The 13164-nt window shown below is 75.7% G+C and carries 5 protein-coding genes; all 5 read right to left on the bottom strand.

All coding sequences use genetic code 11. The features are described 5' to 3' along the window. Nucleotides 1-8419 (bottom strand): type I polyketide synthase (locus FREUN1FDRAFT_RS16805; RefSeq protein WP_006541310.1); only part of this gene is annotated, 8419 nt, incomplete at its 3' end. A gap of 147 nt (nt 8420-8566) precedes the next feature. After that, nucleotides 8567-9286, bottom strand: coding sequence for an HAD-IA family hydrolase (locus tag FREUN1FDRAFT_RS16800; RefSeq protein ID WP_006541309.1), 720 nt, complete (start codon nt 9284-9286; stop codon nt 8567-8569). Between the two features lie 20 nt (nt 9287-9306). Next, entirely contained in the window at nt 9307-10611 is a 1305-nt protein-coding gene (locus FREUN1FDRAFT_RS16795; protein WP_006541308.1) for a Gfo/Idh/MocA family protein, read from the bottom strand. Beyond that, nucleotides 10608-11786, bottom strand: a complete 1179-nt coding sequence (locus FREUN1FDRAFT_RS16790) for a DegT/DnrJ/EryC1/StrS family aminotransferase (protein WP_006541307.1) — start codon at nt 11784-11786, stop codon at nt 10608-10610. Before FREUN1FDRAFT_RS16790 ends, FREUN1FDRAFT_RS16795 begins: the two co-directional genes overlap by 4 nt. Before the next feature lie 525 nt (nt 11787-12311). Next, on the bottom strand, nt 12312-13145 hold the full coding sequence (locus FREUN1FDRAFT_RS16785) for an IclR family transcriptional regulator (RefSeq protein ID WP_050795894.1): 834 nt from the start codon (nt 13143-13145) through the stop codon (nt 12312-12314). Nucleotides 13146-13164 lie beyond the last annotated feature (19 nt).

Genomic DNA, 13164 nt, shown 5'->3' with positions numbered 1-13164 from the left:
GGGCCGCCGTCGCCCCGATGGCCGCGCGCCGCCGGGCGGCGACGGGCACGAGCGCGCGCAGCAGTGCCGGTACGGCGCCCTCGACGCCGTCGATGCCCCGGCGGCGCAGCGCGGCGAGGTCGAGCCGGACGGGAACCAGCGCCGGACGGTCGTCCTCCAACGCCGCGTCGAACAGCGCGAGACCCTGGGCATCCGAGAGCGGCCGGGTGCCGTCCCGGGTCATCCGGGCCCGGTCCACCGGGCGCAGCCGGCCGCCCATCCCCGCCGCCTGTTCCCACAGCCCCCACGCCAGCGACACCGCCGGGAGGCCGAGGGCGTGCCGGTGCGCGGCGAGCGCGTCGAGGAACGCGTTGCCGGTGGCGTAGTTCGCCTGCCCCGCGCCGCCGAACACGGCGGACGCCGACGAATACAGCACGAAGGCCGCGAGGTCGAGCCCGGCGGTCAGCTCGTGCAGTGCCCAGGCCGCGTCCACCTTGGGCCGCAGTGCGGCATGCCAACGCCGCTCGTCGAGGGACTCGAGAATCCCGTCCTCGACCACCCCGGCGACGTGGACGACGCCGACGAGCCGGTCGGAGACGGACCCGACGATCTCGGCGAGGGCGTCGCGGTCCGCCACGTCGGCGGCGACGCCCCGGACCAGCACTCCGTCCGCCGACAGCTCTTCCACCCAGCTCGCGGGCACGCCGGAGCGGGACACCAGCACCAGCTCGGCCACCTGATGGGCCCGGGCGAGGTGGCCGGACACCAGCCGGCCGAGGCCGCCTGTCGCCCCGGTGACCAGCACCGTGCCGCCGGCCAGCCGGGAGCGGGCCGGGGGCGGCGCCGGGCGCGCCGCGCGCAGCCGGGCCACCGACACGACGCCGTCGTGGACGGCGGCCACCGGCTCGTCGCCGGCGAGCGCGGCCACCCCGGCCGCGATGCTCTCCTCGTCGGCCCGGTCGAGCTCCAGCAGCCCGAACCGGCCGGGATGCTCGGCCTGCGCCGCGCGGACGAGCCCGTGCAGCGCGCCGTGGACCACGTCACCGGCGCGCAGGGCGACGACGAGGCGGGCGGAGACGGGCCGGGGGTCGGCGATCCAGCCGCGCAGCACCTCCAGCAGCGCGAAGCCCAGGGCGTGGACCCGGGCGGGAACGTCGGCATCGGCACCGTCGGCACCGTCGGCGGGCACGGTGGGCACGAGGTGGACGACGGCGGCCGGCTCGCCGGTCTGGCGGGCGGGAAGGTCGTCGAGGAACGCCCAGCTCCCCGCGGCCCCGGTGGCGACCGCACCCCCTGCCGCGGTCGCCACCGGGACCGGCTCCCAGTACGGCTCGAACAGCGCGTCGCGCGACGCCCGCGCACCCGATCCGACCCGGGCCGGGTCGACCGGGCGCACGACCAGCTCGTCGACGTCGACGACCGGGGCACCGGCGTCGTCCACGGCACTGATCGTGAGCGCGTCCGGGCCGGCCGGGGCGACCCGGATCCGCAGCGTTCGGGCGCCCACCGCGTGGAGCCGCACCCCGGACCAGGCGAACGCGAGCCGCGGCTGGTCGGGGCCGGGGAAGAAGCCGGCGGCGGCGAGCGGGTGCAGGGCCGCGTCGAGCAGCGCCGGGTGCAGGCCGTACCGGTCGGTGTCGGAGCCGAGCGCAGCCTCGGGCAGCTCGACCCGGATGTACACCGCACCGTCGAGTGTCCACGCCGCCCGCACGGCGTGGAAGCTCGGCCCGTACCGCACCGGCAGCCGCTCGTAGCAGTCCGTCAGGTCGACCGGCTGGGCGCCCGGCGGCGGCCAGCCGGTCGCCGCCCATTCCGGTGCGGCGCCGGGCACCGCGGATGACGGGAGCGCGCCGAGCACGGCGGCGGCGTTCTCGGTCCAGGGATCGCCGGCGTTCGGGCGGGTGTGGACGCGCACGCCGCGGTGCCCGTCGCCGTCCGCCGGCTCGGCCGTCACCTGCAGGTCGAGGCCGCCGTCCGCGACCACGACCGGCGCGACGATGGTCAGCTCGGCGATCTGGGCCGTGCCGACCCGCTCGCCGACGTGGGCCACGATGTCGAGCAGCGCCGTCCCCGGCAGCACCACGGCGTCGCCGACGCGGTGGTCGAGCAGCCATGGGTGCCTGCGGGTCGAGAGCCGCCCGGTGAGCAGCACGGCGCCGCCGGCTGCCCCGTCGGCCGCCGTTTCCTCGCCGGCCAGCTCGGGGACACCGCTGGCCCGGGTGGTCCCGGCGACGTCGAGGGCGGCGCCGAGCAGCGGGTGGTCGACGGGGGCGAGCCCGGCGGCGGTGACGTCCGCGGGCCCCGCCGCCGCGGCCGCGTCGAGCCAGTACCGCTCATGCTGGAAGGCGTACGTCGGCAGCGCGACCGGCTGCCCCCCGGCAGGCCCGAGGACGACCGGCCAGTCGACCGGGACACCGCGGACGTGGAGCTCCGCGGTGGAGCGCAGCAGCCGGTCCGGGCCGCCCTCGTCGCGGCGCAGGGTGCCGGTCACGACCGTCGTCAGCGCCGAGCGCTCCTCCAGCACCTCGCTGATCCCCACGGTGAGGACCGGATGCGGGCTGACTTCGACGAAGGCACGGAATCCCGCGTCGGCCAGCGCCCCGATCGCCGGGCCGAACCGGACCGTCCGGCGCAGGTTGCGGTACCAGTAGCCGGCGTCCAGCGGGGTGGTTCCCGCGTCGACCCAGCCCCCGTCCACCGTCGAGTAGAACGGCAGCCGCGGCGCCGCCGGGCTGATGCCGGCCAGCAGCTCGGTCAGCTCCGCCTCGATCCGCTCGACCTGGGCCGTGTGCGACGCGTAGTCCACCGGGATCCGCCTGGCCCGCACGCCCTGGGCCTCGTAGCCGGCCAGCAGCTCGTCGAGCCCGGCCGGGGCGCCGGCCACCACCGTCACGCCGGGCCCGTTGACCGCCGCGATCTCGACGCCGGCGGGGAGCCGTGGCCGCACCTGATCGGCCGGCAGCGGCACCGAGGCCATCCCGCCGTGGCCCGCGAGCCGCGCGCCGATCAGCCGGCTGCGCAGCGCGACCACCCGGGCGGCGTCGCGCAGCGTCAGCGCGCCCGCGACGTGCGCCGCGGCGATCTCGCCCTGGGAGTGCCCCACCACCGCGTCGGGCCGCACGCCCAGCGAGCCCCAGACCGCGCTGAGCCCCGCCGCCACCGCGAACGACGCCGGCTGCACCACGTCGACCCGGCTCAGCACCTCGGCCCCGCCGGCGCCGCGCAGGACGTCCGGCAGCGACCAGTCCACCAGCCCGTCGAGCGTCTCGGCGATCTCCTCGACGACCTCGGCGAAGACCGAGGACGCCGCGAGCAGGCCGGCGCCCATCCCCACCCACTGGGAGCCCTGCCCGGGGTAGACGAAGGCGAGCCGGCCGTCGACGTCGGCGGTACCGGTCGTCACCTGCCCGGACGGCTCGCCGGCCGCTAGCGCCCGCAGGCCGGCGAGCAGTCCGTCGCGCCGGTCGCCGAGCACGACGGCCCGCCGCGGCAGCTGCGCCCGGGTCGTCGCGAGCGACCGGCCGACCTCCACCGGCGTCAGCCGGTCCCGCCCGTCGACGTGCTCCTCGACCGGTTCGTCGAGCTGCTCCTCGGCCTGTTCTTCGACGTGATCGGCCAGCCGGGCGGCCTGGGCGCGAAGCGCCGCCTCGGACGCCGCCGACACCAGCCACGGCACCACCGGCTCGTTCCGCGAACCTGGCTCGTCCGGCGTCACCCGCTCGTCCGGCGTCACCCGCTCGTCCGGCGTCACCGGCTCGTCCGGCGTCACCCGCTCGTCCGGCGGGGCCTGTTCCAGGATGACGTGCGCGTTGGTGCCGCTCACCCCGAACGAGGACACGGCTGCCCGGCGTGGCCGGCCGTGCTCCGGCCAGGCCCGCGTCTCGGTCAGCAGCGCCACCGCCCCGCTCTCCCAGTCCACCCGGGTCGAGGGCCGCTCGACGTGCAGCGTTTTCGGGGCCACCCCGTGCCGCAGCGCCTGCACCATCTTGATCACCCCGGCGACGCCGGCCGCCGCCTGGGTGTGGCCGATGTTCGACTTGAGCGAGCCCAGCAGGGCCGGGTGCTCCGCCGGCCGGCCCTGCCCGTAGGTCGCCAGCAGCGCGTGGGCCTCGATCGGGTCGCCGAGCCTGGTCCCGGTCCCGTGTGCCTCCAGGACGTCGACGTCGGTGCTCGACAGGCCCGCGTCGGCCAGCGCGGAGCGGATCACCCGCTCCTGCGCGGGGCCGCTCGGCGCGGTCAGCCCGTTGGACGCGCCGTCCTGGTTGACCGCGGAGCCGCGGACCACCGCGAGGATCCGCCGGCCGTTGCGCCGCGCGTCCGACAGCCGCTCCAGCACCAGCACCGCCGCGCCCTCGGACCAGCCGGTTCCGTCGGCGGTGTCGGCGAACGCCTTGCATCTGCCGTCCGACGCGAGCGCGCCCTGGCGGGAGAAGTCGACGAACACCTCCGGCGTCGCCATCACCGCGGCCCCGCCGACCAGCGCCAGCGTCGACTCGCCGGCGTGCAGCGACCGCACGCCCAGGTGCAGCGCCACCAGCGACGACGAGCACGCCGTGTCCACCGTCAGCGCCGGCCCCTCCAGGCCGAACACGTACGACACCCGGCCCGAGGCGACGCTGCCGGCGGTGCCGGTGCTCAGGTAGCCCTCCAGCTCGCCGCTGCCGCTGCCGCTGCCGGCTCCGGCGCCGTGCCCGCGGGCGTAGTCGTGGTGCATCAGCCCGGTGAACACGCCGACGGGTGTGCCGCGCAGGTCCCGCGGGCTGATGCCGGCGTGCTCGAAGGCCTCCCAGGAGACCTCCAGCAGCAGCCGCTGCTGCGGGTCCATCGCCAGGGCCTCCCGCGGCGACACTCCGAACAGCCCCGCGTCGAAGCCGGCGGCGTCGGCCAGGAACCCGCCCTCCTGCGCCGCCGACGACCCGGGCCGCCCGGGCTCACCGTCGGCGAACAGGCCGGTCAGGTCCCAGCCGCGGTCCGTCGGGAAACCGCCGATGCCGTCCCCGCCCGCGAGCACCAAGTCCCAGAGCCCGTCGGGCGAGGCCACGCCGCCGGGCAGCCGGCAGGCCATCCCGACCACGGCGACCGGTTCGTCCGACGCGGCCCGCGGCGACGCCCCCGCCGGGCCCGCCAGTCCCGCGCCGACCGGCTCGCCCAGCAGTACCTCCCGGAGGTGGCGGGCGAGGGCGGCCGGGGTCGGATGATCGAACGCGACGGTGATCGCGAGCCGTACCCCGGTCCGCGCGCTCAGCCGGTTGCGCAGCTCCACGGTGCTCAGCGAGGTGAAACCCAGTTCCCGCAGCGCGCGCTGGGCCGGGACGGAGTCCGGCCCGGGCAGGCCGCCGATCTCGGCGACCTCCGCGCGCACCAGGTCGGCGAGCACCCGGATCGCGTCGGCCTCGGCCAGGTCCGCGATGTCGCGGCGCAGCGCGGCGGCGCGGCCGTCGTCGGGGGCGCTCGGGGCGGGCGGGACGTCGATCAGGTCCCGCAGCGGCACGGGCACCGCGGCCGCGTCGCCGAGGGCGGTCGCGTCCGGCCGCAGCAGGGCCAGCGTGCTCGCCTGGGCGTCGAGTGCCGCGTCGACCATCGCGAGGCCCTCCTGGCGTGACAGCGCACGCACCCCGGGGGCCGCCACCAGCCCGGTGCCCTCCCACGGCCCGACGGCCAGGCAGGTCGCCGGCAGCCCGCGGGCCGCCCGGTGCTGGGTGAGGGCGGCGAGCAGGACGTCGAGCACCGCCCGCCCGCCCTGTCCGGGGGTTCCCAGCAGCCCGGCGGCCGACGAGACCAGCACGAACGCCCGCAGGTCGAGCCGGCGGGTCAGGTCGTGCAGGTTCAGGGCGGCGGCGCAGGCGGCGGCGAGCCGCTCCCCGACAGGCTCGGGGCCGGCCAGTCCGTGGGCGTGGAACACCGCCGTGATCGGACGCGACGCGCGCGCCAGCGCGGCGGACAGCCCGGCGTGGTCAGCCAGGACGCAGCCGGTCACGCCGACGGTGGCACCCGCCGCGGCGAGCTCCTCGCGCAGTTCCCCGACTCGCTCCCCGACCCTCGCCTCGGTGTCGTCGCCGGGCGTGTCGACCAGCAGCAGAAGCCGCCGCGCACCGTAGCCGGTGACCAGGTGCCGGGCGAGGGCCGCGCCGACCGGCCCGTCGGCCCCGGTGACGACGACGGTGCCGTGCCGGTCGAAGCGCGGGCTGTCGTCGCCGTCCACCATCGCCGAGGCCCGCGCGAGCCTGGGACGCAGGAGCACCCCGTCGCGCACCGCGACCTGCGGCTCGCCGGAGGCCACGACGGCGGGCAGGAGCGCCGCCGCGGCCGCGTCGTCCCCGCCGATGTCGACGAGCACGAACCGGTCCGGGTGGGTGACCTGCGCCGTGCGCACCAGCCCCCACAGCGGAGCGTGGATCAGGTCCTCGACGTCGTCGTCCGGTCCGACCGCCACGGCACCCCGGGTGACGATGACCAGTCGGCCGGACCGCAGGCCCGGGTCCGCGAGCCAGTCGGTGATGACGTCGGCGAGCCACCCGGCGCGGTCGGCGAGCGCGCCGGCGAGCGGGCCGGCCGCGCCGAGCGCGGCCCCGCAGGCCAGCACGGTCGCCTCCGGGGCCGCCTCGCCGGCGGCGACAGCGGCGCGCAGGGCGGCCAGGTCCGGGTAACCCACGACGGTGGCGCCCCGGCCGGTCAGCGCCCCGCCGGTACCGAACACGTCGGGGCCGATGACCGCCCAGCGACGGGGGGCCTTACCAGGCGGGCCGCCCGCCGGGGAGGACACCGCGGCGGGTTCCGCGGGCGGTTCCGGGGCGGGATCCGGGGCCGAGGCCGGCCCGGTGGCGGCCGAGACCAGCGGAACCCAGTCCAGCCGGAACATCGACTCGTGGTAGCCGCTGCTGGCGGCACGCAGGCGGGCCGGCTGGTCGAGCAGCACGTGCCGGGTGATCTTCCCCGAGCCGGTCCGCGGGATCCGGTCGACCTCGTAGAGCTCCTCGGGCACCTTGTAGTAAGTCAGCCGCTCCCGGCAGGCGGCGTAGAGCCGATCGGGGTCGAGTCCCTCCGGGCCGGGCACCAGGAAGGCCACCGGAACCTCGCCGAGCAGCTCGTGCGGGCGACCAACGACCGCGACGTCGGCGACGCCGGGCACCCCGCGCAGCACCTCCTCGATCTCGCCGGGGTGGATGTTCTCCCCACCGCGGATGATCAACTCCTTGATCCGGCCGGTGATCGTGAGGTAGCCGGCGTCGTCGCGGCGGGCGAGATCGCCGGTGTGGTACCAGCCGTCCCGCAGCGCCGCGGCGGTCGCCTCCGGCTGGCCGTGGTAGCCGACCATCACGCTCGGCCCGCGGACCCAGACCTCGCCCTCCTCCCCCGCGGCCACGTCGAGCCCGCTGTGCGGGTCGACGAGACGCACACCCAGACCGGGCACGGGCAGCCCGCAGGAGCCCTCGACCCGGGCACCGGTCGGCCAGTTGATCGTGATCGAGCCGGACGTCTCGGTACTGCCGTACGCGTCGAGCAGCGGCGCCCCGAACGCGGCCTCGAAGTCCCGCCGCAGCGCCGCCGTGGTGATCGCACCACCGACCAGGCACATCCGCAGATCCGGCGCGACGAAGCCGCTCTCCCGCGCCGCCCGGACCAGATAGTGGTACATGGTCGGCACACCGGCCAGGAACGTCGAGGAGTCCGCACGCAGCGCGGTGAGCACGTCGTCGGCGGCGAACCCGTCCAGGATGCGCGCGGAGGCGCCGACCGCGGTGACCGTCAGCACGCAGGCGATGTGCGACAGGCTGTGGAACAGTGGCAGCGGCCAGAGCACCCGGTCCTGCTCGGACAGGCCGGGAACAGGCGCGTAGCAGGCGGCGACCGACCACAGTCCGTTGCGCTGGGTGGACAGCACGCCCTTCGGTCGCCCGGTCGTCCCCGAGGTGTAGAGCATCCAGGCGATGTCGTCGAGGCCGAGGTCATCGCGGGCCGGTGTGGCCGGCTCGCTGCCGGCGAGGGCCTCGAACGCCAGTACTCCCGCCGGTGCGCCGGCCGGCAGCCGCGGCGCCCCGGTCACGAGCACGCGCACGCCGGGGCGCTCCCGCAGCACCCTGGCCACCAGGTCCAGGCGCGCCGGATCCGTGATCACCAGCCGGGCCCCGCTGTCATCCAGCAGGTAGCCGAGCTCCGCCTCGGTGACCCGCGGGTTGATGGGCACACCGATGACCGCGGCCCGGGTGGCGGCGAGGTAGCTCTCCACGCTCTCGACGCTGTTCGCGAGCACGAACGCCACCCGCTCGCCGGGCCGCAGCCGCAGCCCGGCGAGGTGGCCGGCCAGCCGCCGGGTGCGCCGTTCCAGCTCCGCGTAGCCGACGGCCCGACGGGCGTCCTGGAACGCGGTCTTCTCGCCGAGACGTTCGGCATTCCGCCGAAGCAGTTCCGGCAACGGCCGAATGAGATCGGTACGCAGCATTCCGCAGGTCCTCCGTCGAACGAGCAGGCGAAACCGAGAAAAGCTTTCTCCAGTCTCACCCGGGAAAGCTTCTTCGGGTTCCCCTGCCCGCCCCCTAAGAAGTCCCTGACATGCGGGCTCCCGACCTTCTTCTGCTTCCGCGGTGTTTCACGAAATCCGGGTGGTTGTTTTCTCCACCACGGCCAGCAGGTCGGCCGGCCGGCGAAGCACGACATCCGGACCGGCCGCGAGCAGCTCGGCGGCATCCGCCGCGCCCCACAGCGCCGCGGCCGCCCGCACACCCGCTCCGCGCGCACTGGCCAGGTCGGTCACCGCGTCGCCGATCATGATGGCGTTCTCCGGCTCCGTCCCGAGCAGGTCCAGCGCGCGGCGCACGATGTCCGGGGCCGGCTTCGGCCGGCGCACCTCGTCCGAGCCCACCACGTGGTGGAAGCTCGCCAGCAGACCGAGGTGGTCGAGCAGGGCCCGGGCCCGGGGCCCGCTCTTCCCGGTGGCCACCGCGAGGCCGAACCCGGCGGCTCGCAGCGTGCGCAGCAGCTCGGTGACGCCCGGGAAGACCGTCACCCCGTCGCGCAGGCGATGGCTCTCCCGGGTGAACGGCTCCTCCATCGCCAGCGGCAGGCCCATGAGCCGCATGATGTCCGGGAAGTACCGTCCCTGGTGGCGGTGGTATTCGGCGAACGGCGCCTCGCCGGGGCCGACCACCTGCGCGTACGCGCGGCGGAACGCCTCGCGCATCACCGCGAAGCTGTCCACGACGACCCCGTCGAGGTCGAACACCACGGCGCGTTCGTGCCGGCCGCCCCCATGGTCGGGGGCGCGGGTGGGGGCGGGAACGAAGGGCTGGACCGGTAGATCGACTGCCATCGGTCTCTCCGAGTTCTAGCTCATGCATCGGATGTCGCCACGGCACCGGGACGGGCCGGGCGGGCGGGCGGGTGCTGGCGGTCGGTCGGGTGCTGGCGGTCGGTCGGGGGGCGATGGTCGGTTGAGCGGTAGAGGCGTTCGACGGCGTAGGCGGCCTGGCGGGCGTCCTCGACGGCCCGGCCGCGCGACGCCGGGTCGGCCAGCAGGCCGGGCAGGGCGTCGAGCTGACGTGCGTACTCGGCGCCGACCGGCTCGTCCGGAACGTGGAGGCGCACTGTGTCGCCCTGGCGGGTGTACGTGAGGGTGGATCCGCCGAGCCGGTTCGGGCTGAAGCCGAAGGTGCAGCGCAGCTCGACGGTCGCGGCGCTGCCCTCGACCCGGATCAGCGTGACGTCGCGGCTCTGGTGGGAGGCCCAGCTCGCGCGCAGCCAGACCGAGACACCCCGGTCGGTGACGAGCAGGCCGCGGGCGGTGTCCTCGACGTCCCCGGCCCCGGCGGTGGTCACCGGGGCGGCAGGGGACGCGCCGGCGGCGGCGTGCCGCCAGGCCGCGCCGCGCGAGCGTTCGCGGACGAAGTCGGCCGAGGTGGCACCCAGCACCCGCGCGAACCGATCCGTGCCGAGCAGCGGCGTGACCGTGTCCAGCAGGTGCCACCCGAGGTCGACGAGCGCGCCGCCCCCGGCCAGCTGACGGCTGGTGAACCAGCCGCCCGCGTCCGGGACGCCGCGCGCCCGCACCCAGGAGACGTCGATGTGCCGGACCGTGCCGCAGGAGCCGACGACGTCGTACAGGCGACGCACGTCGGCCCGGTGCCGGGCCGCGCTGCCGGCCAGCAGCACCGCGCCGCCGGCCCGTTCGGCCGATGCCAGCCGGTCGGCCTCGGCCACGCTCAGGCACACCGGCTTCTCCAGGAACACCGGGATACCCGCGGTGAGCAGGTCGGCGGCGACCGGGGCGTGCAGGTGGTTCGGCACCGCGACGACGGCCAGGTCGACCTTGCCGGGGGGCAGGTCGGCCGGCGAGGCGAGCAGCCGGACGTCCGGGTCGGCCGCGGCGAGGCCGGCCCGCGCGCCCTCGTCCCGGTCGACCGCGGCGGTGACGGTGAACCACGGGCTCGCCCGCAGCCGCGGCAGCCAGATCGACCGTCCCGCCCAGCCGAGCCCGACGACGGCCACCCGCAGCGGCGGGGGCACGGTGCCGCCGCCGTCCGCCGGGTTCTGGTCCGTCGTCGCCTCGACCGCCGCGACCGGTCGAGGCGGCCCGCCGGTGAGCGGCCCGTCGGCGCCGACGGGCCCCGGGGACCGGTCGCGGGTCCCGATGCTCACCGGCGGGCCGGGGAGCCGGTGACGACGTCGGCCACGATCTCGGCGACATCGTGGATCTGTGCCTCGGTCGCGAGCAGGGTGCGGTGGTGCAGCCAGATGCCGTCGGCACTGATCGCGTCGGCGTGGGGGCAGCGGCGGGCCAGCTCTTCGACGGTCAGGTCCGGCGCGCCGGTCTCCCAGAAGCCGTCGGAGCGGTAGATGGCCCTGAACGCGGCGAACGCCGGCAGGCCGCGGGCCTGGAGGGTGTCGACGAGCCGGTTGCGCTCCTCCTCGGCGATTCCCGGAATCCGGAACATCGCCATGTAGTGCGACCGGCGGTCGCAGCGTGGGTCGCGTCCCTGCGGGACGACGCCGGGGATCTCGGCGAGCAGGCCGGACAGGACGGGCCAGCGCTGTTCCCGGGTGTCGATCTGCCCGTCGAGCCGGCGCAGCTGGGCGCGCAGCACCGCGGCCGAGAACTCGTTCATCCGGAAGTTGGAACCCGAGGTCTGGTGGAAGTAGAGCCGGTCGGTGCGCGGTCGGCCGCAGCTGTGCCGCAGGAAGCCGATCTCGCGCAGCTCGGCGTCCGGGAACACGACGAAACCTCCCTCGCCGGCGGTCATCAGCTTGCCGTTCTGGAAGCTGAACGCGGCGACCGAGCCGAGCTCGCCGATGCGGCGGCCCTGCCAGCGCGCGCCGTGCGCGTGCGCCGCATCCTGGACCAGCGCAACGCCCGAGTCGGCGGACAGCTTCGCGAGCGCGTCCATGTCGGCGACCTCACCGGCCATGTGCACGGGCATGATCGCACTGGTGCGCGGGCTGATCGCGGCCGCGGCGGCGGCGACGTCGATGTTGTAGGTGTCGGGGTAGACGTCCACCGGGACGGCGACAGCCCCCAGCCGCTGGGCCGCCTGCGACGACGAGATGAAGGTGAAGGCCGGGACGATCACCTCGCTGCCCGGGCCGACGCCGAGCACCTGGAGCGCCAGCTCCAGGGCGTGGGTGCCGTTGGTGACGGCCAGCCCGTGCTCCGACCCGTGATGGCGGGCGAACTCCGCCTCGAAGGCGTCCACCTCGCCACCGCCCATCCGCCACCACTGCCCCTGCTCCAGGGCGCGGATCAGGCCGGCACGTTCGTCGTCGTCGAACCGCGGCCAGGCCGGAAGATCCGGCGCAGCCTTCGGCGCAGCACTCACGATCCCACGCTCCCATTCTTGGAAACACACCGGCAGAAGAAAGAACCGGGAAAACGACCGTAGCCCTCGCCGTGATGCTGACGGCGGCGGCTGCCTGCAGCCGGGTGCCATACCCCGCGATGTGAGCGGCGCGCACACGGCCGCGAAAAGAACTGGTCACCGCAAGGCTAGCCGGGAGAAGAAAAGGTGTCAGCCCCACAGGGGACCCCTAATAACCCCCTTGCGACGACGGCCACAATGCGTTCCGTAAACGTGGCCGACCGGGTCAGATACCCTCACTGAGGAGATTACTGGTCAGCATTTCTCCGACCTGCCGAGAGATCTTCCCGCCGGCGCAAAAATCATTTCGCCGGCCGGGCGAACCCCTTTCCGGAGTCGAAGAACGACCACACCGGACGTCGTGGCCGACACGAACTCCGTGAACTCGTCGGCGGCGGCGCCGATCCTCGCAGAACCGCCGACGGGGCAGCTGCCTGCGCACGCCGGCGACCGCACAGCCGGCGACCGCGCACGCCGGCGACTGCGCTACGAGGCTCGCGCGGCTCGGGGTGTCCCCGCCAGGGCGGAGCCCAGCCGGCCGGCCACCTCGATGAGCCGGCTGCCGAGCTCGGCGATGCGGGCGCCCGACAGTGGCGCGGGCAGGCAGGTCAGGCCGAGCAGCAGGACAGGTTGGGCCCCCGGGCCGGGTACCGCGATGTTGATCGAGGTCGTGTCGTACTCGCGGTCGGGCTCGAGGTCCTGGACCAGGTGGTAGTCATCACCCGTCAGTTCCTCCGTGAGCCGCTCCATCAGCCCGGGCAGGCCGAGGCGGCCGGCGAGGCGACGCAGCTGTTCGGTGGGCGCGGGCGCCAGCTCGACGGCGTAGCCCCGCGCCCGGACCGAGGCCAACGCCGCGGCGTAGCGCTCGCGGTGCGCGGCCGGCGCCTGCGCCAGCCAGCGGTCGGTGTCGTCGCCGGCGAGGACGGCGGTCCCGAACGGTGGACGGAGCGGGACGGTGGAGCCGACCCGCAGGCCGCCCACCGCGGCCCGTGGATGGCGAACCTCGTCGACGACGGTCATCTGATCTCGGCCGATGGTCAGCACCAGGCAGTTCGCACCGGCGGCGGCGCTGAGCTCTGCCATGGCCGGCCGGGCGAAGGCAAGCGCGGGAAACCCGTCGTCGGCCGCCCGACCGACCGCGACCAGACCCGGGCCGAGGCAGTAGCGCTTGCGGACCGGGTCACGCAGCAACCAGCCCGCCGAGGTGAGGGCACTGAGCATCGAGTGGCAGGTGGACTTGTTCACGCCCAGGCCGCGGGTGACGTCCGCCAGGGTCACGCCCTCTGTCGGACGCAGCGCGATCATCTCGATGAGCGCCACGACTCGGTCTGTCTGCGGC

It is taken from the genome of Parafrankia sp. EUN1f (genome assembly GCF_000177675.1).
Taxonomy (GTDB): Bacteria; Actinomycetota; Actinomycetes; order Frankiales; family Frankiaceae; genus Parafrankia.
This window is presented reverse-complemented; position numbering and strand designations above follow the sequence as displayed.

Coding starts and splice junctions, on each gene's coding strand:
- FREUN1FDRAFT_RS16800 (WP_006541309.1), bottom strand. CDS start 9,286: ATGGCAGTCGATCTACCGGTCCAGCCCTTCGTTCCCGCCCCCACCCGC.